The organism is Aliivibrio logei (genome assembly GCF_001691055.1).
Lineage (GTDB): Bacteria > Pseudomonadota > Gammaproteobacteria > Enterobacterales > Vibrionaceae > Aliivibrio > Aliivibrio salmonicida.
In genome coordinates, this window is the sequence record NZ_MAJU01000026.1 from 46,031 (window position 1) to 72,977 (window position 26,947).

32 protein-coding genes are annotated in these 26,947 nt (G+C 40.9%); 25 read left to right on the plus strand and 7 right to left on the minus strand.

All coding sequences use genetic code 11. From position 1 onward, the window contains the following. Positions 1 to 3 precede the first annotated feature (3 nt). The 3 genes from leuC to leuA form a co-directional block, all read right to left on the minus strand. Complete coding sequence (gene leuC, locus A6E04_RS17665; RefSeq protein WP_017021519.1) at positions 4 to 1,419, minus strand: 3-isopropylmalate dehydratase large subunit; 1,416 nt, start codon at positions 1,417 to 1,419, stop codon at positions 4 to 6. 15 nt (positions 1,420 to 1,434) lie between these two features. Further along, positions 1,435 to 2,526: a 3-isopropylmalate dehydrogenase gene (gene leuB, locus A6E04_RS17670; protein ID WP_017021518.1), complete on the minus strand. Its 1,092-nt coding sequence runs from the start codon at positions 2,524 to 2,526 to the stop codon at positions 1,435 to 1,437. A 77-nt stretch (positions 2,527 to 2,603) separates the two neighbouring features. Next, positions 2,604 to 4,151, minus strand: a complete 1,548-nt coding sequence (leuA, locus tag A6E04_RS17675; protein WP_017021517.1) for a 2-isopropylmalate synthase — start codon at positions 4,149 to 4,151, stop codon at positions 2,604 to 2,606. 480 nt (positions 4,152 to 4,631) lie between these two features. Between leuA and A6E04_RS17680 the strand changes: the two genes are divergently transcribed. From A6E04_RS17680 to A6E04_RS17690, 3 genes are read left to right on the plus strand one after another with little or no spacing between them, the layout of a single operon-like run. After that, entirely contained in the window at positions 4,632 to 5,267 is a 636-nt protein-coding gene (locus A6E04_RS17680; RefSeq protein WP_017021516.1) for a TetR/AcrR family transcriptional regulator, read from the plus strand. Then, a complete protein-coding gene (locus tag A6E04_RS17685; protein ID WP_065611987.1) occupies positions 5,267 to 6,586 on the plus strand; it encodes an efflux RND transporter periplasmic adaptor subunit in 1,320 nt (439 codons plus the stop codon). Before A6E04_RS17680 ends, A6E04_RS17685 begins: the two co-directional genes overlap by 1 nt. Continuing rightward, a complete protein-coding gene (locus A6E04_RS17690) occupies positions 6,583 to 9,687 on the plus strand; it encodes an efflux RND transporter permease subunit (RefSeq protein WP_065611988.1) in 3,105 nt (1,034 codons plus the stop codon). Before A6E04_RS17685 ends, A6E04_RS17690 begins: the two co-directional genes overlap by 4 nt. Positions 9,688 to 9,709: 22 nt before the next feature. Here the strand turns inward: A6E04_RS17690 and A6E04_RS17695 are convergent, their stop codons facing one another. Further along, entirely contained in the window at positions 9,710 to 10,432 is a 723-nt protein-coding gene (locus A6E04_RS17695; protein WP_241802901.1) for a DUF481 domain-containing protein, read from the minus strand. A gap of 460 nt (positions 10,433 to 10,892) precedes the next feature. Here A6E04_RS17695 and A6E04_RS17700 point away from each other — a divergent pair, with 460 nt between their 5' ends. From A6E04_RS17700 to pgi, 4 genes are all read left to right on the plus strand, one after another. Next, positions 10,893 to 12,290, plus strand: coding sequence for a replicative DNA helicase (locus tag A6E04_RS17700; RefSeq protein ID WP_017021512.1), 1,398 nt, complete (start codon positions 10,893 to 10,895; stop codon positions 12,288 to 12,290). A 12-nt stretch (positions 12,291 to 12,302) separates the two neighbouring features. Beyond that, the gene (gene alr / locus A6E04_RS17705; RefSeq protein WP_017021511.1) at positions 12,303 to 13,388 is read left to right on the plus strand and encodes an alanine racemase; all 1,086 of its coding nucleotides are present in this window, start codon (positions 12,303 to 12,305) and stop codon (positions 13,386 to 13,388) included. A gap of 14 nt (positions 13,389 to 13,402) precedes the next feature. Continuing rightward, on the plus strand, positions 13,403 to 14,623 hold the full coding sequence (locus A6E04_RS17710) for a BamA/TamA family outer membrane protein (RefSeq protein WP_023604409.1): 1,221 nt from the start codon (positions 13,403 to 13,405) through the stop codon (positions 14,621 to 14,623). A gap of 192 nt (positions 14,624 to 14,815) precedes the next feature. Then, a complete protein-coding gene (pgi, locus tag A6E04_RS17715) occupies positions 14,816 to 16,468 on the plus strand; it encodes a glucose-6-phosphate isomerase (protein WP_023604410.1) in 1,653 nt (550 codons plus the stop codon). Between the two features lie 125 nt (positions 16,469 to 16,593). Here pgi and A6E04_RS17720 read toward each other — a convergent pair whose 3' ends face one another. Next, positions 16,594 to 17,055 carry a chemotaxis protein CheX gene (locus tag A6E04_RS17720; RefSeq protein ID WP_023604411.1) on the minus strand — a complete coding sequence of 154 codons (462 nt, stop codon included), beginning with the start codon at positions 17,053 to 17,055 and terminating at the stop codon, positions 16,594 to 16,596. A gap of 20 nt (positions 17,056 to 17,075) precedes the next feature. After that, positions 17,076 to 17,525 (minus strand): zinc uptake transcriptional repressor Zur, encoded by a 450-nt coding sequence (zur, locus tag A6E04_RS17725; protein ID WP_017021508.1) that lies wholly within the window; start codon positions 17,523 to 17,525, stop codon positions 17,076 to 17,078. Positions 17,526 to 18,152: 627 nt separating this feature from the next. On the opposite strand from zur, the gene A6E04_RS17730 reads away from it, so the two are divergent. Both A6E04_RS17730 and A6E04_RS17735 read left to right on the plus strand, forming a co-directional pair. Next, a complete protein-coding gene (locus tag A6E04_RS17730) occupies positions 18,153 to 18,518 on the plus strand; it encodes a hypothetical protein (RefSeq protein ID WP_065611990.1) in 366 nt (121 codons plus the stop codon). 27 nt (positions 18,519 to 18,545) lie between these two features. Beyond that, entirely contained in the window at positions 18,546 to 19,112 is a 567-nt protein-coding gene (locus A6E04_RS17735; RefSeq protein WP_065611991.1) for a hypothetical protein, read from the plus strand. A gap of 43 nt (positions 19,113 to 19,155) precedes the next feature. On the opposite strand, the gene A6E04_RS17740 is transcribed toward A6E04_RS17735, so the two are convergent. Then, positions 19,156 to 19,764 carry a S24 family peptidase gene (locus A6E04_RS17740; RefSeq protein ID WP_065611992.1) on the minus strand — a complete coding sequence of 203 codons (609 nt, stop codon included), beginning with the start codon at positions 19,762 to 19,764 and terminating at the stop codon, positions 19,156 to 19,158. A 130-nt stretch (positions 19,765 to 19,894) separates the two neighbouring features. Here A6E04_RS17740 and A6E04_RS17745 point away from each other — a divergent pair, with 130 nt between their 5' ends. From A6E04_RS17745 to A6E04_RS17805, 16 genes are all read left to right on the plus strand, one after another. Further along, positions 19,895 to 20,152, plus strand: coding sequence for a pyocin activator PrtN family protein (locus A6E04_RS17745; RefSeq protein WP_065611993.1), 258 nt, complete (start codon positions 19,895 to 19,897; stop codon positions 20,150 to 20,152). Positions 20,153 to 20,167: 15 nt separating this feature from the next. Continuing rightward, positions 20,168 to 20,350 (plus strand): hypothetical protein, encoded by a 183-nt coding sequence (locus A6E04_RS17750; RefSeq protein ID WP_065611994.1) that lies wholly within the window; start codon positions 20,168 to 20,170, stop codon positions 20,348 to 20,350. A gap of 3 nt (positions 20,351 to 20,353) precedes the next feature. Further along, entirely contained in the window at positions 20,354 to 20,602 is a 249-nt protein-coding gene (locus A6E04_RS17755) for a hypothetical protein (protein ID WP_065611995.1), read from the plus strand. 19 nt (positions 20,603 to 20,621) lie between these two features. Next, positions 20,622 to 20,825 (plus strand): hypothetical protein, encoded by a 204-nt coding sequence (locus A6E04_RS21000; RefSeq protein WP_083199078.1) that lies wholly within the window; start codon positions 20,622 to 20,624, stop codon positions 20,823 to 20,825. Positions 20,826 to 20,828: 3 nt separating this feature from the next. Continuing rightward, a complete protein-coding gene (locus A6E04_RS17760) occupies positions 20,829 to 21,020 on the plus strand; it encodes a hypothetical protein (protein ID WP_060993910.1) in 192 nt (63 codons plus the stop codon). A 20-nt stretch (positions 21,021 to 21,040) separates the two neighbouring features. Beyond that, positions 21,041 to 22,876: a hypothetical protein gene (locus tag A6E04_RS17765; RefSeq protein ID WP_065611996.1), complete on the plus strand. Its 1,836-nt coding sequence runs from the start codon at positions 21,041 to 21,043 to the stop codon at positions 22,874 to 22,876. Between the two features lie 107 nt (positions 22,877 to 22,983). Next, a complete protein-coding gene (locus tag A6E04_RS17770; protein WP_060993908.1) occupies positions 22,984 to 23,184 on the plus strand; it encodes a hypothetical protein in 201 nt (66 codons plus the stop codon). Next, entirely contained in the window at positions 23,174 to 23,626 is a 453-nt protein-coding gene (locus A6E04_RS17775) for a hypothetical protein (RefSeq protein ID WP_065611997.1), read from the plus strand. The genes A6E04_RS17770 and A6E04_RS17775 overlap by 11 nt, the downstream gene beginning before the upstream one ends. Then, positions 23,610 to 24,143: a hypothetical protein gene (locus A6E04_RS17780; protein WP_060993906.1), complete on the plus strand. Its 534-nt coding sequence runs from the start codon at positions 23,610 to 23,612 to the stop codon at positions 24,141 to 24,143. The genes A6E04_RS17775 and A6E04_RS17780 overlap by 17 nt, the downstream gene beginning before the upstream one ends. Beyond that, positions 24,112 to 24,867 (plus strand): P-loop NTPase family protein, encoded by a 756-nt coding sequence (locus tag A6E04_RS17785; RefSeq protein WP_065611998.1) that lies wholly within the window; start codon positions 24,112 to 24,114, stop codon positions 24,865 to 24,867. Before A6E04_RS17780 ends, A6E04_RS17785 begins: the two co-directional genes overlap by 32 nt. A 119-nt stretch (positions 24,868 to 24,986) precedes the next feature. Then, complete coding sequence (locus A6E04_RS21365; protein ID WP_172795371.1) at positions 24,987 to 25,124, plus strand: hypothetical protein; 138 nt, start codon at positions 24,987 to 24,989, stop codon at positions 25,122 to 25,124. After that, positions 25,124 to 25,975, plus strand: a complete 852-nt coding sequence (locus A6E04_RS17790) for a major capsid protein P2 (protein WP_060993904.1) — start codon at positions 25,124 to 25,126, stop codon at positions 25,973 to 25,975. Before A6E04_RS21365 ends, A6E04_RS17790 begins: the two co-directional genes overlap by 1 nt. Positions 25,976 to 25,977: 2 nt before the next feature. Further along, the gene (locus tag A6E04_RS17795; protein ID WP_060993903.1) at positions 25,978 to 26,226 is read left to right on the plus strand and encodes a hypothetical protein; all 249 of its coding nucleotides are present in this window, start codon (positions 25,978 to 25,980) and stop codon (positions 26,224 to 26,226) included. After that, positions 26,226 to 26,363 carry a hypothetical protein gene (locus A6E04_RS21370; protein ID WP_155643887.1) on the plus strand — a complete coding sequence of 46 codons (138 nt, stop codon included), beginning with the start codon at positions 26,226 to 26,228 and terminating at the stop codon, positions 26,361 to 26,363. The genes A6E04_RS17795 and A6E04_RS21370 overlap by 1 nt, the downstream gene beginning before the upstream one ends. 9 nt (positions 26,364 to 26,372) lie before the next feature. Further along, the gene (locus A6E04_RS17800; protein WP_244886290.1) at positions 26,373 to 26,588 is read left to right on the plus strand and encodes a hypothetical protein; all 216 of its coding nucleotides are present in this window, start codon (positions 26,373 to 26,375) and stop codon (positions 26,586 to 26,588) included. Further along, positions 26,534 to 26,938: a hypothetical protein gene (locus A6E04_RS17805; RefSeq protein WP_139078864.1), complete on the plus strand. Its 405-nt coding sequence runs from the start codon at positions 26,534 to 26,536 to the stop codon at positions 26,936 to 26,938. Before A6E04_RS17800 ends, A6E04_RS17805 begins: the two co-directional genes overlap by 55 nt. Positions 26,939 to 26,947: the final 9 nt, after the last annotated feature.

The following is a 26,947-nucleotide window of genomic DNA, read 5'->3' on the forward strand; positions in this document are numbered from 1 at the left end:
CCTTTATGCTGTTTCTGTGATGGTACGAATATCAACAAAATGACCCGCAATCGCGGCTGCCGCTGCCATGGCAGGGCTTACTAGGTGAGTTCGTCCATCACGGCCTTGGCGACCTTCAAAGTTACGGTTTGATGTTGATGCACAACGCTCTTGTGGACCTAAACGGTCATTGTTCATTGCAAGACACATAGAGCAACCCGGTAAACGCCACTCAAAACCCGCTTCTTTAAAGATGATGTCTAATCCTTCTTTTTCCGCTTGTGCTTTTACTTGCTCAGAACCTGGAACAATCAAGGCTTGAACATGAGCGGCGACTTTGTTGCCTTTAGCAACAGCAGCTGCAGCGCGGATATCTTCAATACGAGAGTTGGTACAAGAGCCGACAAACACTTTGTCTACGTTGTAATCTGTTAATGATTTACCGGCTTCAAGACCCATATAAGCCAAGGCTTTTTCTGCGGATACTTTTTCTACCGGGTCAGAAAAACTCTCTGGTGCAGGAATGGGTTGATCAATGGCAATAACTTGGCCAGGGTTTGTTCCCCACGTCACTTGTGGTTTAATTTCAGAGGCATCAAGGCTAACAACTGCATCAAACTTTGCATCATCATCCGTTTTTAGTGACGACCAATATTCGATAGCTGCCGTCAAATCTTCACCTTGAGGTGAGAATTTACGACCAGTAATGTAGTCAAACGTGGTGGCATCTGGTGCGATTAGGCCGGCTTTGGCACCTAGCTCTATCGCCATATTACATACCGTCATGCGACCTTCCATCGTCAGATCTGTAATTGCCTCACCACAGAATTCAACCACATAACCAGTACCGCCAGCTGCGGTTGTTTTACCAATGATCGCTAGAACGATGTCTTTTGCGGTAATGCCTTCTGTGACTTTTCCTTTGACTTCGATCTTCATCGTTTTTGCACGAGCTTGCTTTAGCGTTTGTGTCGCTAATACGTGTTCAACTTCAGAGGTACCAATACCAAATGCAAGAGAACCAAATGCGCCGTGCGTTGCTGTGTGTGAATCTCCACACACAATCGTCATACCTGGAAGTGTAATACCTAGCTCTGGTCCCATTACGTGCACAATACCTTGGTATTTATGGTTTAGATCGTAAAGGGTTACGCCAAATTCTTCACAGTTTTTAGACAGTGTTTCCATTTGGATTCGAGCCATTTCACCAGAGGCATTAATGTCTTTGGTTTGTGTTGATACGTTATGATCCATCGTCGCGAAAGTTTTACCGACTTGGCGAACTTTACGACCTTTTTCACGCAGACCATCAAATGCTTGTGGTGAGGTCACTTCATGAACTAAATGGCGGTCGATATATAAAATTGGGGTTTCACCTTTTGCTGCAACTGCAACATGGGCATCATAAACTTTTTCGTATAATGTTTTTGCGTTAGACATTGCTTCTTCCTTGAATTACGAATTCAAAATATATTCAGCGATTTTATCGCCCATTGCTGAGGTCGTTAATGCGGGTTTATCTCCGGCAAGATCGGCCGTTAGTTCACCTGCTGATAGCGCTTTAGATACGGCAGCTTCAATACTTTGAGCTGCTTCTTCTTCACCAAGGCTATAGCGCAACATCAATGCCGCCGATAAAATTTGAGCGACTGGATTTGCAATGTTTTTGCCTGCGATATCTGGTGCTGAACCACCTGCTGGCTCATACAAACCAAAGTTATCTTTATTTAGGCTTGCTGAAGGAAGCATGCCCATAGAGCCTGTGATCATGGCACATTCATCAGAAATGATGTCCCCAAAGATATTTGAACACAACATGACATCAAACTGAGAGGGATCTTTGATTAGTTGCATGGTCGCGTTATCAATGTACATGTGGCTCAGTTTGACTTCTGGGTAGCCTTTCGCTACTTCTTCGACCACTTCACGCCATAAAATAGAGCTTTGTAGAACGTTGGCTTTATCAATTGAGTACACGTTTTTGTTACGTAGAAGCGCAGATTCAAAAGCAATCTTTGCAATACGTTCAATTTCATAACGATGATAAATTTCAGTATCGTACGCTTTCTCTTGAGGACCTTCGCCTTCACGACCTTTCGGTTGACCAAAGTAAATGCCACCAGTCAGTTCTCGAACAACAACGATATCAAAACCGTTACCCGAAATATCAGCACGCAGTGGAGAAAACCCTTCTAATCCTTTATGAATTTGAGCTGGACGTAGGTTACAAAACAGTTCGAAATGCTTACGAAGAGGAAGTAGGGCGCCACGTTCTGGTTGATCATTCGGTGGAAGGTTTTCCCATTTAGGTCCACCAACGGAGCCGAATAGAACCGCATCTGATTCTTCACAGCCTTTTACGGTACTTTCTGGTAGTGGGCAACCGTGATTATCAATTGCGATTCCACCCACATCATGTTGTTCACGAGAAAATGAAATCGCGTGTTTTTTCTCAATCGCATCCAGAACTTTATGTGCTTGGTCCATGACTTCTGGGCCGATACCATCGCCAGGTAAAATCGCAATCTTGTATGTTTTATTCGTCATGTTAATCCTTTAATCTTTCTATTTAATTTGGAAAATCAAGGCACGGTGTATTTGCCCTGATTTAAATTTATTTAGTGCTATACCGTCGTGATTTTATTTTGCTTAATTTCTGCAATTTGATCAGCACGGTGAATGCTATTAATGACGTGAAGCAGTGCTTGGCCTGATGCTTCAATAATATCGGTAGCTAAGCCTGTACCGTGGTACTTACGGCCTTTGTAATTTGCAATGATATCGGCTTGACCTAACCCGTCCTCGCCTTCGCCTTTCGCTGTTAGGTCAAACTTATCCAGTACAATTTCATAACCGGTTAGCTTATAAATACATTGATAAAGAGCATCTACTGGACCGTTACCGACAGCGGCTTCACATTTTTCTTCGTCGCCACAAAGCAATTTGATACTGGTGGTTGCCATGACGCTGCCAGATTGCACGCTCAAGTAGTTCAACTTATAAAAGTCGTCTTCATCGCGAAGATTAGCAAAGTGCATTAGGGCTTCTAAATCGTAATCAAATACTTGGCCCTTACGATCGGCCAGTTTTACGAAATCGGCATACAAGGTATCTAGATTATATTCTTCGGCTTTATAACCCATCGAATCCATGTGACTTTTAACTGCGGCACGGCCAGAACGACTGGTTAGGTTTAACGCTTTGTTTTTTAAGCCAATAGATTCTGGCGTCATGATTTCATAAGTGTTTTTATTCTTAAGCATTCCGTCTTGGTGGATGCCTGAAGAGTGGCTAAACGCGTTCGCGCCTACGATAGCCTTATTACTTTGAATTGGCATATTACAAAGCTGACTAACTAGCTTACTGGTGCGATGGATTTCATCATTTTTAAGACCAGTATGAACACCTAGATACTCTGAACGAGTTTGCAAAATCATTGCAATTTCTTCTAGAGAACAGTTACCTGCACGCTCACCAATACCATTAATCGTGCCTTCAACTTGACGAGCACCGGCTTGAACCGCTGCGATTGAGTTGGCTACAGACATACCCAAATCATCATGACAGTGCACAGAGATAATTGCTTTATCAATGTTTGGAACTCGATTAAATAGAGTTTGAATAATACCGCCAAATTCGCCAGGAATGGTGTAACCCACCGTATCTGGGATATTGATGGTATTTGCACCTGCGTTGATTGCGGCTTCTACCATACGACATAGATTATCAATAGGAGTACGGCCTGCATCTTCACAAGAAAATTCAACATCATCGGTGTATTTACGAGCACGCTGAACGGCTTTGACGCCCATTTCTACTACGTCATCATAACTACGACGTAACTTATCTTGAACGTGAACCGTTGAGGTTGAAATGAAGGTGTGAATTCGAAACGCTTCTGCGACTTTTAATGCGTCAGCTGCGACATCGATATCTTTAGTAACCGCACGAGAAAGGGCACAAATACGACTGTTTTTGATGTGTTTTGCTATGGTTCGTACCGACTCAAAATCACCTGGTGATGAAATTGGAAAGCCAGCTTCAATGACATCAACACCAAGACGCTCAAGCGCAAACGCAATCTGCAATTTTTCTTTTACGGTTAAGCTTGCTGACAGTGCTTGCTCGCCATCTCTTAAGGTGGTGTCGAATATTATGACTTGATCGCTCATGGGCTTTCTTCCTTGTGTATGTCGTGCGCTTTGACGGCGGTTATCCATAAAAAAACCCGCCATGTTCAGCGGGTTTTAAAATTTGGTTTATGGCTTCTTTTATTCCACAACCTACCCGCGTGAGATGTTCACGATAAGGAGGAGGTTTAGAAGTAAAGAAGATGCTGTTTTCATTTGAAATACAATCCATAAAAATAATTAACAAATTAATATCGTACTCAGCCTGTATCGTCAACCATTAAATAACGTTTTTACTATATACAGGCTTATTTTTAGACAAAAGTTAAAAACTGAGAAGAAAAACGATTGCTACGATGGATTATTGCTCAAATGAGATGCATTTCTTGAATGAAGTCCATTAATTAATCAAATGATTAAACGTGAGTGAATTAAAGGGATCGCACATTTTTTCGACTAACTTATAATTAATCACACGATTAATAATTATAATCAAAAAAATAGGTAAATAAGGTGTTATCAATGACGAAGCAATTAGGAAGACCGAAAGGGGAGTCAGAAGTTAGAGAGCAACTTATCTTTCACGCACGTGAACTTTTTGTTTCTCGGCCTTATAACAAAGTATCCACTCGATTAATTGCGGATAACGCGAAGGCTAATATTGCGATGATTAGATATTACTTTGGCAATAAAGAAGGATTGTTTGAGGCAATGTTTAAAGAAACCATTGCGCCAGTCGTTGAACAATTTAGGTTGGCATTAGAGAACGATAATGAGCAAGATTTAGTGGATTTCATGCGTGCGTATTATCGAGCGATGATAAAAGTACCGGCTTTTCCTAAGTTAATATTAAGAATTATGGAGGCTGATAACGAGCAGCAAGCTGCGCTTCAGCAAATTATTTTTGGTATTTTGCAGCCAATGCAAAGCAAGCTGTTTGATCCAGTCGTTAATCAAGGCTTATTTAAGGAAGGAATCGATCCAATTAAAGCCAGATTATCAATGATGAGTTTAATGGTTTTTCCTTTTCTAGCACCAAAGAAAATGTTGGATTTTCATAATATTGAGTTAAATGAAGCATTTCTTACTGATCTACTGGAGCATAATATTCGTTTATTAAGTGACGGCTTATTTCAAAATAAAAGAGACGAATTCTAATGAAAATAACTAAAAAACTGCTCTTTTTTCCTGTGGTGGCTATCGGTGTCATTATCTTGGTGACCATCACGAAATTACGGCCTGAGGCCGAAGTTAAGCCCATTGAAGATCGTTCAAAAATAGTGAAGACCATTGCTTTAGAGCAACAGAGTATTGCGCCTAAAGTGATTGGATTCGGTAAAATAAGGCCTAAATTTGAATGGAAAGCCATTGCTGAAGTTTCAGGTAAAGTGGTCTATCGCCACCCTGAATTAAATAAAGGCAATGTGTTACTTGCTGGGACAGAGGTGCTGAGGATTGATCCACTCGATTACGAATTAAAGCTTGCTCAAGCAGAGGCGGATTTAGGGTCAAGTGAAACCCAATTAGCAAAAGTGGATCTAGAAGAAAAGAACATTCGTAACACATTAAAAATTGAAAAAAATCGCTTGGCGATCAGCAAAAAAGAATTAAGTAGAAAAGTAAATTTACAGAAAAAAGGCTTAACGTCTCAATCGGATCTTGATCAGCAAAATCAATCTTATTTAGCGCAACAAAAAGTCGTGCTAGATATTCAAAACCAAATTTTATTATTGCCTGATGAAAGAAAAGTAGCTCAAGCCATTGTTAAAGTGAACCAAGCAAAATTAAAAGAGGCACAGCGATCTTTAGATAAAACATCAATCGTATTACCAACCGATGTTCGTATTTCTGAAGTGGACATTGAAGCTGACCAAGTGGTGAATTTACAGCAAGAAATGTTTATTGCTCATGGTATTAAAACCATGGAAGTGGAAGCACAAGTTTCTATTCATGATATGCAAACGCTAGTGCACAGTTTTGGTATATTTCAATCGAATGAACAAGGTATGCCTAATCTTGATTCATTGCCGCTAAAAGCAAACGTACAATTAAGCAGTGGGCGTTTTAATGCAGAGTGGCAAGCTCAGGTTGCTCGGATCAGTGAAACGGTCGATCCCAATCAAGCAACCGTTGGCATTATTTTAGAGATACAACAAGACTACCGCTCATTAACTCCCGGCACATTACCTCCATTAGTTAATGGTATGTTTGTAAAAGCAGAAATTGAAGGTGAGCTTTCACCACAGTGGGTGATCCCTGAAAGTGCACTTCATGGTGATAAGATCTACCTACTTAATAATGACAGCCAGTTAACTATTTTACCCGTAAACATTGTCTTTAGAAGAGACAATCAAGTCGCTATTGTCGGGGGTATAACGTCGGGTGACTTGTTGATCTTAAATGATCTCCTTCCTGCTATTCACGGTATGCAATTGCGTTCCGTTGAGCAAAGAAAGGAAGAGGAGTCGGTTAAATGATTAAGTTTTTTGCAAGACATCCAACCGCCGCCAATTTATTAATGCTTTCTATTTTTCTGCTTGGTGTGGTGTCGCTATCTCAATTAAAGCGAGAAACCTTTCCTGAGTTTAGCCCCCCTTATATTCTCGCTGGGGTGGTTTATCCAGGTGCGTCGCCACAAGAAGTGGAGGAAAGCATTTGTGTTCGACTGGAAGACGCTGTTGATGGGTTAGGTAATATAGAAGAGACGAAATGTGAGGCGATTGAGGGATCTGCTCGTTTGGTCATTAAATTGAATGCGAAAGCCGACATTGGACGAATGTTGGTTGATGTTCAGACTCAAATTGATTCAATTAACGATTTTCCTAAAGAGATAGAGTCCCCGATAGTCCAAGAATTGGATTGGAATGAACCCGTGGTGGATGTGGCGATTACGGCAGACACAACATGGCCAGAATTAAAAGCGTATGCAGAAAAGCTCAAACAAAGCCTCAAGCTTGATTATGATGTTTCCTTGGTTGAAGTGAGTGGTTTTTCGGATCACCAATACCGTGTTGAGTTAGATGAAGGAGCCATTCGTCAGCTTGGTTTAAATGTCAGTGACATTGCGAATAAACTGGCTGAACAAAATGTAAAGCTACCAAGCGGCAGCATAGAAACCCCAGAAAAGAATTTTTTAATTCGCTTTGATGAAAGAAAAACAACTCCGCAAGAATTGGCCAAAACAGTCATGGGTGCATCAGATAATGGGGCGTTGATCCGTTTAGGCGATATTGCCACGATAACCGATCGCTTTGAATTGGATGAACAAAAAGTATTGTTTGATGGTAAGCCATCAGCGTTACTTAAGATCAGTAAAAATAAAGAAGAAGACGCCTTACGCATTAAAGATCGAGTGACGGAGTTTGTTAAATATCAACAATCTGTTGCTCCTGATGGCGTGGCATTAGAAATGACCAACGATCTTTCCTCCTTGTTGTGGGATCGACTAACCATGATGGTAAAAAATGGCTGGCAAGGGATCATTCTTGTTTTCCTTACCATGTGGCTCTTTTTTACGTTCCGATATTCCTTTTGGGTTGCGGCAGGCCTTCCGGTGGCTTTTCTTGGCGGTTTATTTTTAATGGCGAGTTTGGGGCTCTCCATTAATATTATGTCGCTGGTCGCCCTGTTGATGGCGATAGGGATAATGATGGATGACGCCATTGTAATTGCAGAATCCATCGCTTCCCATTTAGACCGAGGGCAAGAGATAGACGATGCGGTATATAACGGGGTGAAGAAGGTTTTTCCCGGCGTACTGTCTTCTTTCTTAACGACGGTGTGTATCTTTGGTAGCTTGATGTTTTTACAAGGAGAAATGGGGGCTGTTTTAAAAGTCATTCCACAAGTACTGATATTAGTTTTGTCTCTTAGTCTAATTGAAGCGTTTTTAATTCTTCCTAATCACCTTAGTCACTCATTACATAAGGCAAAAAAAGACAAGCCAATTTCAGGCATCAAAAAAATCGTATTAGATCGTTTTGAGCATTTTAGAAATGTCACTCTAGTGAAAGCCGTCACAAAAGTAGTGGAATGGCGTTATGCCTTTTTAGGTGCCGTTATTGCGAGTTTGCTGATTTCTTTTTCACTCATTTCTGGCGGTGCTCTGAAGTTTGTTGGTTTCCCAGAGTTGGATGGTGATATTGCTGAAGCGCGAATTATCCTACCCCCGGGCACGTCACTTTCTCAAACTGAATTAGTCGTCGATAAAATAGTGTCAGCGGCTGAAAAATTAAATGAAGAGTGGAGCGAGAAAAATGAAGATGGTCGTCCATTGGTTGAGCACATTACTCAACAATTTAATACCAATGCAGATGCGAGTGAATCTGGACCTCATCTAGCGACCATTCGTTTAGATTTATTAGGGGCAGAAAAACGAAACACATTAATTGATGATTTTATTGATGCGTGGCGTGCAGAAGTTGGAGAGTTAGCTGAACCAATAACCATGGTTTATAAGCAACCGACGATGGGGCCGGGAGGTCGGGCGATTGAAATTCGGATGATGGATGATGATTTACATACATTGAAATCAGCATCATTAGAAGTTCAGGCCTATTTGAATGAGTTTTCTGGCGTGTATGGTGTGCTTGATGACATGCGTATGGGCAAGGAAGAGGTTCTGGTGAAATTAAGACCGGGCGCTGAAACCTATGGTGTTACTGGCCAACTGATCGCAAATCAATTACGAGCGGCGTATTTTGGACAAACGGCAGATGAGATCCAACTCGGTGTTGAAAACATTGAAATTGAAGTGCGTTTGAATAAAGAGCAAGCGGGAGATTTACACATGTTAGAAAATTTCCCAATTATCATGCCTGATGGCAGTCAAATCCCCTTAGCTTCTATCGCTACATTGGATTTTCAACGTAACTATGTTCGAATTCAACGCATTAATGGATTAAGAACCTTAAGCGTATTTGGCGATGTTCATGCATCACAAGTCAGCTCTTCTGAAATATTAGCTCAATTTAGATCAGAGCTTGCGCCCGAGCTACAAAAGAAATACCCAAGTTTGCGTTTTGATTTTGAAGGCGAAGCGAAAGACACCGCCGAAACCGGACAATCAATGGGCACTGGTTTTATGCTGGGCTTATTTGGTGTGTTTGTTATTTTGAGTTTTCAATTTAGAAGTTATCTTGAACCTTTTGTCGTCATGCTGGCAATTCCACTCGCGTTGATTGGGGTGTTGTGGGGGCATGTATTATTAGGTCACCCATTAAGCATGCCGAGTATTATGGGGTTTGTATCATTGGCGGGGATAGTTGTGAACGATTCTATTTTGTTAGTGCAATACATTCGACATCATGTGGATGAGGGTGATTCCGTGTATGAAGCGGTCGTAAAAGCCAGCCAAGAACGGTTTAGAGCGGTATTTTTAACGTCAGTAACAACGGCTGTGGGATTATTACCTCTATTATTAGAAACCAGTTTGCAGGCGCAAGTTATTCAGCCTCTCGTCGTTTCTATTGTATTTGGTATTTTCACATCAACGCTCTTGGTACTCTTCATGATCCCTGCCGCTTATGCCATCTTGGCTGATTTTGGATTAGTGAAAAAGCATGAAGAGTTACATTGAGAATGGCGGGATTAAACTTTATCTAGAAGAGAAATAATAAGTTAACTGAAATAACAGAATCAGTTTTGCTTAATCCTGGAGGTACACGATCTAAATATTCTTGAGATTGTGCGATCTTCAGGGCGATTTCTTCTGTAATATTATTTGTTAGGCTCACTTCAGAATCGATACGCGTGTTACTTCGACCGCTAGTGACGGTGACTTCAGAAGCAAGCGTTAATACGTCCATTGGTTTCCACGATACGGTAATATTTGTTCGTAAGATCGCTTCTGCCACTGTTTCTGGAAAAATAAGATCGTCATCATCAATCTCATCAAGATTTGGATTTTGATAACGGTAACCAGGGCCTAATTCTAATTCTAATACTAACTTTTCCGTATTACTGGCTTGGTAACCTAAACCACCTGAAAAGGTATAATCTTTAAAATAGGCACTGTATTCCGTCTCTAAGCCTTTAAAGTTGGCATAAAGATAGTAATCAGGACTTATTTTATAGTCACTTTGTAAATTAAGGCTTAATTGGTCTTTGTCTGTTTCGCCATCTTCTTTTGATAAATAATACTTCACTTCACCTGTGTGACGATGCTGTCCAGACGTGTAACTTGCTTCTAAGCGACCATTAAGAGACTGTGAATCATCGTTACCTTTGCTTGATTGATAACCAAATTCGACTTGGCTTTCCCATGGAGAAGGGGGTGATGTATCGTCGTCTTCTGTATCGATCTCACTTGCCGGAACACTGATGCTTGGTTTTTTCTCAAGGGTTAGCTGCTCAGTGTCGGTTTCACACTCATCTTTTGATAAGTAATACTTCACGTCACCGACATGACTGTCCTGCCCAGAGGTATAAACCGGCTCTAGGCTACAATTAAGAGATAGTGAGTTGTCGCTTCCATAACCCAATTCGACTTGGCTTTCCCTAGGAGAGGGAGGTGACGTATCCGCGTCTTCACTTTCAATCTCACTTGCATGAACAGATGCATTGATTGCGATAAGCCCTGTAAGTAAAACTTTTTTTAACACGTATTAATCTCAGAAAGAATAAAGAGGACACATAGTATAGGAGTTTATCTGGTTGATGAGTTAAATTTGAGTCAAAATCTTTATTTTGCGAAAGGTTATCAGGAGATACACGGATAGTTATTTCATCCCAATTTCTTTTGGTTATAATGTAGAGCTGAATTTAGGATGGTGAAAAGTAGTAATGGCTGATAATCGAAATCAAAACCGCAAGTATGATGCACAAGTTGATGCGTTAAAAGTACCGCCGCATTCATTAGAGGCAGAGCAATCTGTACTTGGTGGTTTACTACTTGATAATGAGCGGTGGGATACTGTCGCTGAAAAAGTGGTAGCTGTTGATTTTTATAGCAGACCACACCGATTAATTTTTGAATCGGTTAAATCCATCCTAGAAGATAGTATGCCGTTGGATTTAATTACCCTATCTGAGCATCTTGAACGTCATGAAAAATTAGATTCAGTGGGCGGTTTTGCTTATCTTGCTGATTTAGTGAAAAACACCCCAAGTGCCGCTAACATTAATGCCTATGCTGATATTGTTCGTGAACGTGCGATGGTTCGTAACTTGATTGGTGTCGCCAATGAAATTGCTGACGCGGGTTATGATCCTCAAGGCCGTACTTCTGAAGATTTACTGGATATGGCCGAAAGTAAAGTTTTTGCCATTGCAGAAGCGCGTACGACTGAGAATGAAGGGCCACAAACGGTAGATACCATTCTTGAGCGAACATTAGAACGTATTGAGCTTTTATACCAAAGCCCACAAGATGGTGTCACAGGTGTCTCTACTGGCTTCACGGATTTAAATAAGAAAACAGCGGGTCTACAAGGGTCTGATTTAATTATCGTTGCGGCTCGTCCATCAATGGGTAAAACAACCTTTGCGATGAACTTATGTGAAAACGCTGCAATGGACCAAGACAAACCCGTTTTGATTTTCTCACTAGAGATGCCAGCGGAACAGCTAATGATGCGTATGTTGGCTTCGATGTCTCGAGTTGACCAAACCAAAATTCGTACTGGTCAATTAGATGACGAAGATTGGGCGCGTATTTCGTCTACCATGGGTATTTTGACTCAGAAAAAGAATATGTATATTGATGATAGCTCAGGTTTAACGCCAACCGAGCTACGTTCTCGTGCTCGTCGTGTTGCACGTGAGTCGGGAGGGTTAAGTATGATCATGATAGATTACCTTCAATTAATGCGTGTTCCTGGTATGCAAGATAATCGTACTCAAGAAATTTCAGAAATTTCACGCTCATTAAAAGCGTTAGCAAAAGAATTAAACGTTCCGGTTGTTGCCCTGTCTCAGCTTAACCGTTCCCTAGAGCAACGTGCTGATAAACGCCCAATTAACTCGGATTTACGTGAATCTGGTGCAATCGAGCAAGATGCCGATTTGATCATGTTTATTTACCGTGATGAAGTTTATAACCCTGAAAGTAACCGCAAAGGGATTGCTGAGATTATTCTTGGTAAACAGCGTAATGGTCCAATTGGCTCGGTAAGTTTAACCTTCCAAGGGCAATTTTCTCGCTTTGATAATTACGCAGGTCCTGCGTTTGATGATGAATAATAAGGCAAAAGTATGAGCTATATGACAGCCGCTGCTGCACAGATTGATATGTCTGCCTTAGCGCATAATTTGCAAAAAATTAAACAGCAAGCACCCAACAGCAAACTTCTTGCTGTGGTAAAAGCAAATGGTTATGGCCATGGTTTACTCAATATTGCTAAAGGTGCGCACGGTGTAGATGCTTTTGGTGTGGCGCGAATTGAAGAAGCTTTACAGCTTCGAGCTGGCGGCATAGTGAAACAAGTTTTATTACTCGAAGGATTTTATTCTGCGGGTGATTTACCAATTTTAGTCGCTAATAACATTCAAACGGCGGTGCATTGCAAAGAGCAACTTGAAGCATTAGAAAATGCAGATCTTGAAGGCCCTGTTGTTGTTTGGTTGAAAGTCGATTCAGGTATGCATCGCTTAGGTATTCGCCCTGAAGAATACCAAGAATATGTTGATCGTTTGCATGCGTGTAAAAATGTAGCTCAGCCATTGCGTTATATGAGCCATTTTGGTTGTGCAGATGAATTAGATAATCCGACGACGAACGAACAAATTGAAACGTTCATGTCATTGACGGATGGATGCCAAGGGGAACGATCGCTTGCGGCTTCTGCTGGATTGCTTGCATGGCCAGACAGTCAATTGGATTGGGTTCGTCCCGGTATCATTATGTATGGTGTCTCTCCTTTTTCTGAGAAAACGGCTCAAGATTTAGGGTATTTACCTACCATGACTCTCACTTCTCATTTGATTGCGGTAAGAGAAGTAAAAGCCGGAGAAAGTGTTGGTTATGGTGCGATGTGGACCAGTGAGCGTGATACTAAAATTGGGGTTATCGCGATTGGTTACGGCGATGGTTACCCAATTGCAGCACCGAATGGGACGCCAGTATTAGTTAATGGACGCAAAGTTCCGGTAGCTGGTCGTGTTTCTATGGATATGCTAACGGTTGATTTAGGACCTGATGCAGAAGATAACGTTGGTGATGAAGCTATTTTGTGGGGACGAGATCTTCCTGCAGAAGAAGTAGCAGAACACATTGGAACTATTGCTTATGAGTTAGTGACTAAACTAACATCAAGAGTGCAAATGCAATATATTCCTTAATGTATCTTTGACCCATGAGAGTTAATTTGAAACAACTGTCCTTAAGAAGCGCTACTGGTTTAGCGCTTTTTCTTATTTCACCTTATGTCTTTTCTGAAAGTGATATATGGCCAAACTCGCTTCCTGAAACGGCGGCGGTTCCTTTTATGTATTCTTCAGAAAGCTTGGGGACTACGATAGGCGTCGCCGGTGTAATGAAAGGTGTGGGGCAACCTCAAGCCACCTTATTTGCTGCCGGAATGTACTCAAGTAAAGGTTCTTATCTCACTTACTTGTCATCTGATAACAATCAAGTGGGTCATTCTTGGTTGTTTGGTGCAAATGCTTATAACGCCAGCTTTAAAGATATGGATTATTATATTGGTACCGCAGGAAGTAACAATTCTCATCAAAGTGACGAAGTGTTTACCGACAGTACTGAAGCTAAATACTATCTGACGGCTAATTATATTTTACCCATTGGTAATGCCAAAGATATCGGGGCTCAAGCCGCGTATACTCCAAATCGTAAAGTAAAAAGTGGTAATCCATTTGAAAGTGGGGTTTCAAGTATTGAGCTTAGCCCTTTCTATTATTCTCGTACATTATCAGATGTCTCCGATTGGGATGAGCCTGAATCGAATTGGGGAATGAAGGTAAATTTTGATTGGGATAATAGAAATAGCGTAAGAAATACGACCAATGGTTCACGAACAGAGTTAGATTTCACTTACTCTCCAGAAACCAGTTCACAAGAAGAGTGGTGGACATGGGAGTTTCAACAAAGTGCCTTTTTTGATTTAGGTGGGATTGGCAATGTAATTAAGAAACAAGTGCTTGCGTTTGATTTTTATCTTGCTGATACACCCAGTTGGGAAGAAGGCGCACACCAACCTCCTGAATATGCTGGAATTAAATTAGGCGGACTTTACCGATTAAGAAGTTATGGTGGTGGGCGATTCCATGGTCGTTCTGCCGTTCATTATTCTGCAGAGTATCGAGTGATGCCCGATTGGCAGCCATTAGAAGATTGGCCTATTTTTAATCTTTATGACGTGCCTTGGTGGCAGTGGGTAGCTTTTGTTGATACTGGTCGTGTAGCGGATGAGTTTTCATTATCGACATTGCATGATGATATGCGATGGAGTGCTGGTGGTGCGATTCGTTTCCAAGTTGAAGGTATCGTCGTTCGTACTGAAATGGCGTGGGGAAGTGAAGAAAATGTATTTCGTGTCATGATCAATCAGCCATTTTAAATTTAGCACTAGTTTTATCGTTATTTGAACGAGATAATGTTTACATATAGACGTTTTAATGTGACCTAACTCAAAAAGGGTGAGCGTAGTTTTGGTCATAATAAAAGCTCATCAAATTTTAGATTCGTATAAACGGGGAGTTCAGAAATTTATTTTTGAACCGACAAGCATATTACACGGGATAATTTCACCATGTTAAAAAACATCAACCCAACAGAAACTCAAGCTTGGGCAGATTTGACTGCACATTTTGAAACCGCGCAAAACTTCAATTTAGCGGATTTGTTTTCTGCTGATGCTCAACGTTTTGATAAATTTTCAACAACGTTTGGCCAAGATATCTTAGTTGATTTCTCTAAAAATTTAGTGACAGAAGAAACGATGCAAAAGCTATTTTCTTTAGCTGAGCAAACTGAATTATCAGAAGCAATCAAAGCGATGTTCAGTGGTGAAAAAATCAATAAGACTGAAGATCGTTCAGTGCTTCATACGGCACTTCGTAACCGCAGTAATACGCCAGTTATCGTTGATGGCGAAGACGTTATGCCTGCTGTAAATGCAGTGCTAGAAAAAATGAAAGCGTTCACTGAGCGTTTGATCTCGGGTGAATGGAAAGGTTACACAGGCAAAGAAATTACGGATATCGTAAACATTGGTATCGGTGGTTCAGATCTTGGTCCTTACATGGTGTCAGAAGCATTAGCACCATACAAAACACGTTTAAACATGCACTTTGTTTCAAACGTCGATGGCACACACATTGTTGAAACATTGAAGCCATTAAATCCAGAAACAACGTTGTTCTTAATCGCATCGAAAACATTCACGACTCAAGAAACAATGACAAATGCACACAGTGCTCGTGATTGGTTCTTAGCAGAAGCTGGCGATCAAGCACACGTAGCGAAACACTTCGCAGCACTTTCAACAAACGCAGAATCAGTGTCTGAGTTTGGTATTGATACCGATAACATGTTTGAGTTCTGGGATTGGGTTGGCGGTCGTTATTCTTTATGGTCTGCGATTGGTCTTTCAATTGCTTTAGCGGTTGGTTTTGATCATTTTGTTGAGCTTCTTGAAGGCGCTCACGAAGTGGATAATCATTTCGCAAATACAGAACTTGAAAATAACGTACCAGTAATCTTGGCATTGATTGGCCTATGGTATAACAACTTCCATGGTTCTGAATCAGAATCGATTTTGCCATATGATCAATACCTACACCGTTTTGCTGCGTATTTCCAACAAGGTAATATGGAATCAAACGGTAAATGTGTTGACCGTAATGGCAATCCAGTTGATTACCAAACGGGTCCAATTATTTGGGGTGAACCAGGTACAAATGGTCAGCATGCGTTCTACCAATTGATTCACCAAGGTACGAAATTGATCCCATGTGATTTTATTGCTCCTGCAATCAGTCATAACCAAGTGGGCGATCATCATCAAAAACTGATGTCTAACTTCTTTGCACAAACAGAAGCATTGGCGTTTGGTAAAAAAGAAGAAACAGTAAGAGCAGAGTTTGCAGCGGCAGGTAAAACTGAAGCAGAAATAGCTGAGTTGGTGGCATTTAAAGTCTTTGAAGGTAACCGCCCAACTAACTCAATCTTAGTGAAAAAAGTGACACCTAAAACATTAGGCAACTTGATTGCTATGTACGAACATAAAATCTTCGTACAGGGTGTGATTTGGAATATCTTCAGTTTTGACCAATGGGGTGTAGAACTAGGTAAGCAATTGGCTAACCAAATTCTTCCTGAATTGGCTGATGATAAAGCGATTAACTCGCATGACAGTTCAACGAATGGCTTAATTAACGCATTTAAAGCGTTTAAAGCATAATTGAATTGCACTCGATAATATGAAAGAGCTGACTTCGGTTGGCTCTTTTTATATGTGCTGATTTTATACAGATAATAAAAAAGGTTGATGTATTACTACATCAACCTTTCTTTTTGAGTTCGTCTCTATTCGAAACAAATCTCAATAAATGCATTACCCCATTCAGACGTAAACGGCATAATAATAATGGCGCCTTCACATTTATGAGTAATCGTGTGTGCTCTGCCTGAAACAACCATGGGAGTGGCCATATCAAATTCAAACCCACTTTCTGAAAGAATTCGTTTTGCGCCACCGGTGACCATGTTTGTGATTTCACCGACCATATCCGTTACTTCTTCATTAATGCTGTTTGGACGTTCGCCGAGCATATTTTGCATGATTTGAAGTGCAAGAGATTCTTCAAAAGTGATAGACATCGAACCACGGCTTTGAGAAGCAACCATGCCGATTAAGCCTGATACATCACCACGAGCAATTTCGTCTTTTTTAATACGAGGTTTTTGAGGTTTTAAATCCATCGAAGCCATCGTTTTAAGTACATTCATCAGTGAAGCTAAGAAAGGGTTTACAAATTCAGCGCGCATCGTGAGTAGGATCCTTTAAATTAATTTTTATTATCGCTATGTAAACAAGCTTTGCAGGTACCATGAGTTTCAACAATATGGTTTTCAACAGAAAATCCAATTTGCTCAGCATGCTTTGTTAGCTGCTCTGTAATTTTAGTATCATGGCACTCGACAACATCATCGCAAGTGCGACAGATGAATAATTGTGAAAAATGGGCATGTTCGCCGATAACACAGCAAGAAATATAGCTATTTATAGATTCGACCTTATGTACAAAACCTTGGGTTACCAAAAAATCTAAAGCGCGATAAATGGTAGGCGGTTTTGCTTGGGGTTCTATTTTTTTTAATTGCTCTAATAGATCGTAAGCACTAATGGCACCATGGTGGATGACAATAAGCTCTAAAACAGTTAACCGTTGTTGAGTCAATCTAACGCCACGCTGTTGGCATAACTGCTCAACTTTTTGTTTTTGAGAACTATTCAATGTTTACATGTCTTATTTATGAACAAGTAGGCGAGTTTATCATAGATATGTTTATTTATACTTCACTATTTAGAGAATTATAATCAAGGTAAAGAGTGTCTATTGGTGAGTAAAATAAGTAATAGGATGGCTGTTTGTGTTCCTATTATGTTAGAATTGCGGCCTTGATCACTGAAAGAAATTACCTATGAGCTTTTATCCATTACAACGCTTCTCCGTTGCTCCAATGCTTGATTGGACTCACTATCAAGCTATATAAGGCTTAATAGTGAGTGAGGGATACTTGAGGGGTACATAATTGTTATTTTTGTTTTCTTGAATATATATAACTATATATTTTGTTATGTATAGATTAAATACGTAATTGTTTAATTTTTATTCGTAAATTACTTGTGTTGAATATGAAACTATTTATACTCGTTATTGCCTTAACTTAGTTCACTTCGTTTTTCAAAATTGTGTTCGACCGTTTACTTGTGGTATTATTCGTACGTTATCTTTTTCAAGTTATTGATATTTTAGATATTTAATAATGTTGTGATATTGATAGCAATTGGGCAAGGTTCTTGCGGATAGTTAACCTGTAACATGGTCTAATTGAGACTATGTTTTAATTATAGATGTGATATGGCAAAGCCAAATAAAAATAACAAGCAAACAGTATCTTGGGCTCAGGCGTTCAGAGATATTATAATCAGAGCTATGGATCGAGGACAGTTGTTGCCTGTTCTTGCTTTTTTACTGGTTTTAGCGTTTATTTGGAAAATGCCTGAAGACAAAGTATATGACTTTGGGGTTTTGATTCTTGATGGCTTTAAAAACTTATCTCTGTTTGGATGGGTACTTTCTGGAGTAGTGTGTATACTTTGGGCTGGTCATGCAAGAATAATGAGACGTAAACATAGCTCTGAATACCTAAGAATTGGTAGTGAAAAATCTAGACTTCAAAAAGAGCAAGTTAAAGCTCAAATCGGGTCTAGTGATAGCTACTAGTTATTCTATTGGTTAGAGGATTATATTATGCAATATGTAGGCGTTATATTATTTATAATATGTATCGTACATTACGTGTATCAAGTTATTATTTTACCTAGTTTTAGACAATCTTCACGAGATGAATTGTTCGTATTAAGAGATAAGTTGAGAGCTAGATTGATAGAAGTGCAAGATGTTAGTGATAAGAAAACTCTTCGTGCATTTAAAGAAATTGATACAGGGATTAATCGTTCACTAAATCGTTTACACATGCTAACTTTTTCAAATTTTGTCCGCATAACAGTGCTTATGGAGCAACCTTCGAAAGAGCATGAAGATTCAAGAAAGAAGTTTCATTCACTTCTTGAGAATGCTAACGATGAGATGCCACTTGAAATATTTCAAGATGTTGGTCGAGTATTACAGAATGCATTAGCAATGAATTCGTTGATGTTTATATTGTACTTATCTCCATTTTTACTCGTTATAAAATTTATAGCGTCAATATATGAACGAATTAAATATATTGAAAATATTATGCTTGATAGTGTAATTATAGAGCGAAATGTGAGAGGGCAAAATTGCTCTACTGATAAGCAGTTAATAGCATAAAAAAAAGCCTCCTAGTTTGGAGGCTTTTTAGTTTCTGGAGTTATTATAATTTGCCACCGCCCCAAACTGCCTGCCCCAATATCTGAAAATCAATATTTTTGATTTCTAAATGAGTTAATTCCCACGGTTTATAAAAATGGTCGTTGTCACTGACAAACGTAATTTTTGTTGGTTGGAATTGTAGACGTTTGATCATTACTTGACCGTTAACTCTAAATACATAAATCCCATCGCCTGCAAATTCATCTACTCGTTTAATTATGACTCTAGCCCCATCTTTCAGGGTAGGGTACATCGATTCGCCTTTCACTTTCATTGCAAAGACTTCTTTAGGATTTACGCCTAACTCATCTCGTAAAAATACTTCTGCAAAATTTATCTCTGTTGCAACTTCAACTTCGACTAATGACCCATGTCCAGCGCTTGCTTCAACGTCGTAATAGGTCAAAGAAACCATTCCTTTTGGAGTCGGCAATGTCCCGTTTTGTGATATATGTCTCGCTTTTATAAAAATATCATCAGGTATTTTTCCTCGCTTTCTCCATGTCTGAATTGTAGAAGCTGTTGTCCCTAAAACCATTGCTAAATCTACGTTCTTTGATGTATTCGTTAGCTCTTTTAACTCTTTAAGTTGTTCGTCTACGATGTTCATTAGTGGTTCCTTGTGGTTCAAAAGTAGTTGCAATTATTTTAAAGTGGTCAATAATGGTTCTTCTTTAGGTGAACGCGATTGGAACCACTTAGAGTTGCTCTTAATCGTTTCAGAATAGCATAGGTGAATCATGAATACGCAATTTGCATTATTAGCTCGCTTTGGTAGTTCGACTATTGAGCTGAAAGACATAAGCCAAGAATTTTTAGGGATAACAGCAAAAACAGCAGAGCAGAAAGCCAAAGCATGTGATTTGCCTTTTCCTACTTTTAAATTAAGGGATTCAGAGAGAAGCCCTACATTCGTTAAAGTTGAAGATTTAGGTGCTTACATTGACAAACAATATCAATTTGCTCGTGAAGAGTGGGAAAACGTTAACGTTCACTAATTTGAGGGAATAACCATGAATACATCAATTCACGCAATCAACATCGATTTTTCACACTCAAGCGAAGCAAAGCTTTTGCATCGTGTGATTGAAAATCAAATGATCCCATCCAATGACCCACAAGAAGATAACTATCTTTCTGCTGTATTAGTTCAATTAGAAGAATCAATCGAGTTACTTGAAAGTTTGGAGGCATGAACAATGAAAGTACAAACTAAAAATAACTTAATGTTCGACAGTCAGCACCCTAAATGTCAACTCCACTTTGCCCGAACTCACGGGCGTGGCTTTGCGTTTGTTCAGTGTTTAGATACTGGCTTAAATGGTAAAGCTGAACACGTAAAGCGTTACTGGGGTTTTTATGCTGACTCTCTTGATGAAGAAGAAAACAAGGCAGCTATCTACAACATTATGAATTCTGGTAGTCAGTGGCCTGATTTACCTAAGTAGAAAACCATGAGGAATAAATATGGCGTATTTAGATCCTATTCACGCACCCTGTCCAACAATGGAAGGGATGAAAGAACCAAGTCATGAGCGTCGAGTTAACTCACGCTCAATCATCAAGAAACTACGCAGTAAATACGGTTTTACTAAGAAGGTAAAACCACAAGCTAGACCTCTGAATTATGTATGTACTAACTCAAGGTGTTTAGACAGTTGGGAGGTATAAACCATGAGCCGAAATGCTAAATACGAAGCAAAGAAGAAAGCCGAAGGATTAAAGAAAGTAACGCTTTGGATACCAAGCGATAGAGAATCCGAGTTTCAATTATTAGCAACCGCTTGTTGTGATTATCGCCACCTTAGCTTTAACACGTTGCGCGATACCTCAAGCGGAAAGTACGTCTCTTTAGAGCGTTTATAACAATAGTCACTGGTGACATTATGAAAACCGAAACCTTATACCATGTGGCCGGAGCAATTCGGCCTCTCAACGAAGTTAAAGAAGCCAATGCCTGCTATGAAGCGGGTTTTTTAGGTTCTAATTTTCAGCAATGGGCTGAAAGTGAGAACCTAAAACACCGACGTGAAGAGCAACTGCATTATTTAGCGACTAAACACAACCGCGAAGCGGCTGCGCTTGCGCAGAAAGACATAGGCTTGTCCAAGGGCGCAAAAATCGGCCACGCGAAAAACCCGTTAAAATTAACCAAAATTCAGTCAGCGTTGCGCACTCTCGCTAACCCTATTGGGCGAAAGGTTGAGATTGATAGCTTGGAAGCACACGACAACTTTGAATCGATGTATGCAACCACAGAGCAATCCAAGGCGCGTGTTTTAGCCCTAAAGCATGAGAAAACACCGCCTTTTGAATTGAATCTATCGCCTGTCTCGCTGCAAATTCAAAAACGCGATTGGTCGGGACAATATCGCGCTCAATTGGTCACGCAAACCCCATCGAGCAGCGCACCCGATGCAAACACGGGGACTCGCTTTACTGAAAAATTAACACCTCGTTCTGTGAGTAAAGTGTTTGAATCTGGTGCCTACGTTGCTCAATGTCACGAAGGGTTTTCAACCTTCATCACATTGACCTACAACGAAGCGCAACGCCTTGCTATTTTTGGTGGCCTTTGGAAAGGAACCGACGACGAAGGAATGTATACGCCTGTTGAGTTTGTGCGTGATATTGGTCAAATCGTTTATGGAAATGATGGTCCCTTCACCCTACTACCAAAGCAACCGTTTAAAGTAATAAAAACCATTAAGACCACCATGGGCAAAGAAGTGTCACGATTTCTGAGTGGCGCTAAAAAAATGTATCAACGCGGTTGGAAAACAAATGACGGTGAAATGGTTTCAGGGCACTACAAAGCAAAGCCGTCGATGTTTGGACCCGATAGAGAAAAAGCGGATTTTCATTTTTTGTGGGTTGCTGAATGCCCTGCGAATGATGATGGAGAGCCAAACCCTCACGTTCATCTCATTATGCAATGGACAGTTGAACCTAAATACTTTGCAGATTGGGCAAAACGTTTAGAAAGTTTATGGGGGCATGGTATGGCACACATTGAACGCATCAAGCACCCAAAGGCGGCAAGCAGTTATTTGATTAAAGCGATTGGTTATGCGGTGAAAGGTGAAAATGCAGACCAAGGGCAAATTGAAGGCAATCGTTACGGTATCGCACGATGCTCGCGTGCCCCTGCATGGGAAACTCTTGCGACATTTGAGGCTGATAATATCACCGCTGTTATTAAAGAATTAGGCTATCGATTAGAGCAATGGAAAAAACCATTGAAACGATCCCTTTCTCGTATCGGTAAACAAAAAGCCCAAACTATCGCAGCAAAAGCCATTGCTCATAAAGCCAATAAACCAGAGACAGAATTAAATAAGCTGCAAGGTCGTATTATTCGATTAGAGCACGCGACTAAATCCATTAACCAACAAATGAAAACACCGCAAATGTTCGCCTCCAGTGAAAACCATTTTTCTCTTACCTTTGATGGTGAGCAAGCGGCCGAACGAATGGATAAGTTTCTGTATTGGGCGGCAGGTGCTCGCGGTTGGTCTATGGTGTCCCGTGATGTGGATTGCAGCGACATAAAAGAAGAAGCAAATAAGGAATACCAAAAACATTATCAATATTTTCTAGAAAAGCGCGCTTACTGGCGTAGCGTTCTGGACAATCCGCCACATATAACCGACATCAGCGATGATGAGGTTAATCACTGGCAAACCATCAAAGCGAACTATTTAGAAGGAATAGCGGCTTAACTTTCGTCAGCGTCGAGAGACAGGGACATTTTAAAATATACCGCCAACGTCGTGAGACAGGGGCACTTTATAATCATATCGCTAACGTCGAGAGACAGGGGCAAACAATGACAAAACAAGAATTATTTGAAAAAGTTCAACGCTCTGCGGTTGTTGAACTTGAAATTAAAACACTCGCAAGCAGCGCGACCGCAATGCTTCACATGCAAAAAATACAAACGCTTGGTGTTGAATACCAAGAACTCACCGCGACCTTTCGAGAAGTTTTAAGTAACACATTATTAAAAGGGGTAAGCGATGAGCAGTAAAAACCCGAAACATGGTTACATTCGCTGTTTTAGTTGCGGTGAGCCTTCCACCGTTCACATCATGGGTGAAGCGAAATTATTAGAATCTGGTGAGCCACCAAAGAACCTACGCAATACAGGCCGTTATTACTTTGTGTGCCCTAAGTGTGGCACCTCTCAACCTAAGAATTCACAAGAACGCATTGCGGCCGCGTTAGTGGATGACGTAAACCAGTTACCCCCTATTGAAGCCAGTGACGATAAGGTTTTACCTGTTGAGAAGGTAGAGCCTAAACCCGTTATTAAAACCGACATTGAAACGGTTCAAACCGTTACCGACACACCAGAGCAAACCAAGTTTACTAACGCTTGGCTGTGGTTCGGTGGCGTGGCCGCGCTTGTTCTTATCTTTGCATTAATCAATCTATTTCCTAAAGGAGAAAACAATGAGCAATCTAACTAATGAAGACGTAGATATTAATGATATTGAAAGTGTTGACGATGAGTTTTCAGATTTTGATGGTGCCGCGTTTGACGATGCCCTTTCGAAGTTAGACATCAGTGACAATGAAGACAGTGTTGATGAAAGTGACGCGGTTGAACCATCAAGCAAAGCGGACACCAAAGCGGCCGTCGGTATGGTTGAGGTCGGTTTTGTTGTCTCTGAAAGTTTAATCAGTGGCGTTACGGGTCTTGAATTTAAATACGAAGAAGGGGCAAAGCAAAGCGTTCTTGAGTCACTTGAACCACTGATTGATAAATACGGCCTGTCTTGGCTTGGGTGGTTTGATAAATACAAAGAAGAGATCATGTTTGCCGTTGCATTTGGTGGCCTTGCTTTCACCAGTTGGATGCAGCTGGGCAAACTTAAAAAAGAAAAAATAGCCGAGCTGAACGCGGCCGAGCAAGAAAAACGCATGGACGTCGTTCGCCAAAAGGAGGCCGAGCTTGAACAAGCCAAAAAGCAAACCAAGCATTAAGCTACCGAATCCGATTAATTCCAATTCGGCATTGGACGCTGAACATGTGGTTTACATCGGGACTACGGGCAGCGGTAAAACAACGGCGGTTAAGTTGATGGACACCATCCCCAAAAAAGGCGCTCAAGTGGCTTTTTTTGATCCTTATGAGAATTACGCAGGGAGTAAATTCAAAGGCCAAAAAGTAACGGCCTTTCGACACACTCAAAAGAAAGCGTTTATTCATGCCCTCTTTAGTGCTAGAAAAAAAAGTGCAGCCTTTAAAATTGCGTACATTCCAGAGTCAGCAAGCAATGAAGAGTTAGAGTTCTTTTGTATGGTTATCTGGTCGCTTGGTGATGGTCGTCGAGCGCCCTTTCATGCAGTGATAGAGGAATTGGCCTCATGTGTGGAAACCGCAGGAAAGCTCAAAGGAAAAGCAGGTGAGCTGCTTCGCGGTGGTCGTCAATTTGGCATTGTCGTACATACCGTATTTCAACGAACACAAGAAGTACCTAAAACGGTGGTAAGTCAGTCGGATACTTGGTGGGTTGGGGCTTTAGCCAGTGTGAAGGATGCAGAATACATCTCAAACGCCAAAGGGATTGAGATAAGCCTGTTAACCTCCTTAAAATCCGCCAAAGCCAATAAAATCAAGTTAGGCAAGCCGATTGCCGAATACCTTTTAATAAAAAACGGCATAGGAAACGTGAAAAAGTCGTCCTTTGATTGCTCAAAGCAGTAAATATGCCCTTGTTAAACCTATAGGTTAAAAGTCTAACCTATAGGTTCCTCCTCCTGTTCACTCCCTCTTTTTTCCTCCACTGTAAATACTCCTATTATATAGCGTGTGGAGCGACATCAATGAAATTCAACAAGGCAACAATGGTTCCTATGGCGGTAACCGCTGTACTTACTATTTCTCTCATTGCCCTTATTAATAACACAAGCGCATTAACCAGTGTGAAAGACACGGTGAATGGCAAAACGGGGTGGTTTTAATGACGTATAAATATTCAGGGGTTCGCCCTATTAGTGTGACCAGTTTTGATGGTGTGAGATTTAACGGCAAAGCCTCATTATCTCTGCCTTGTGGTGATACGTACGATTATATCTTCTTAAGCTCTAACGTTCCGGCCGAGCGTTTAAGTGTGAAAATTCGCTTAAATGGTAAGGTTTTCTATGATGCGCCAATGCGTATTTTTGACATGCTTGATAAATACAAAGGGCTTGCTCAAGAGCTTGAGACTGAAAAAGTGGGTTATGTTTATGTGATCCCTTTTGCTGATTTATCGATGCGCCTCAAAGATGGACAAAACCTGACAGGGTTAGTCACTCAAATTGGTGAAAGCTTAGATTTAGAAGTCAGTATTGCCAAGCGAGAAGAAGGCGATCCAGAATCCGCATACTTATCAGCTCATCCATTAATTGGCCTACCACGAGCGCAACGTATTTATTTACCTCGTTTGGAAGTGGCAAATATTCCGACGCCATCAAATGGCACAAATCAATTCTCTAGTTTACCTAACGTGCCAAACCGTACCGTTCGTCGTATGCACTTTGAAAATGGTCATATTCGTCGAATTGATATTAAGCGTGACGACGATGAAGCCTACAACACAGATTGTTTTTTAGAACGATTTCGAGCAACTCGAAACGGCAAGCAATGGCAAGACGGTTGGACTCATTTGGACTTTGTTCAACGTGGCTACATTCAGCTTGAAATGTTCCCGACCGTGCGTGAAAAGCAATTAATTTTCACCTTAGAAGTGACAAGAACGACGGGCACTATCGACGTATACATTGAGTATCTTGATTGTGAAAAACCAGAGCTATTAGTTAAAGGCGGTTAATCATGGCTAATTGGTGGGAATCGATTGCGGATGTGGTGAGTGATGTTAGTGACACCGCAGGCGGTATTTATAACGATTGGACAACCAATACGGGCAATAACACTTCAACACAAAAGCCAAACGCAAACGACACGGGCAACACGTACACCCCACCAGTAAATCAAGGGGCCGTTATTCCTGTTTGGGCGTATGGCGTGGGTGGATTATTGCTTGTTCTTATTCTCGTTCTTATCTTGAAAAGGGGTAAATAATGCCTTTAGCTATTCCGTTTTTAATTGGTGCAGGTGGTTTAGGGTTGGGCTATGGCGCCTACACCGCCACTCAAAAAGCGACGACGTGGATCATTATTTTGGCTTGTCTTTTCTTTGCTTATAAATTTGTTCTTTAAGGGTACGTGATGGAAGAGTTAGCAGGACTCGCAGGGGGCGGAATGCCCGCAGGTGGTGTGACTGGTGGCGCGAGTGGTGATATTTACACGACCACAAACAGCACCAACACCGCGAACAGTGGGTTTACAGGTGGGACGTATAATTTCGGCAGTAACAACGGCGTACCCTCATGGGCGATTGTGGCTATTGGACTCGCGGTATTGTGGTTCTTCTTCAAAAAGTAAGTTTCTTTACTGCGTTCCCCCATATCGAAACGGCCTTGAATGGTTATGTATGGGGGGCGTATCAAGAATGTTTACTCAGTCAAGCCCACTGTTATCGAATCGATGACACCTATCTAATGTTGCGTATTGAACACGATACCTCAGAGCTTGCGGTCGTTGCCCTTCAAGGTGACATGATGACCGGAACAAAGGCCGCGATTGAACACGCGAAAGCATTGAATTTATCGTCCATTCGAGCGCACTTTTTTAGACCTGGTGCAGAGCGTTTTATCAAACGAAAGTTAAATGAGAACGCAAAAACCATTGCCATTACACACAACAATGAGCACGTCGTTAGAATAATTTTTTAAGAGGTTTTT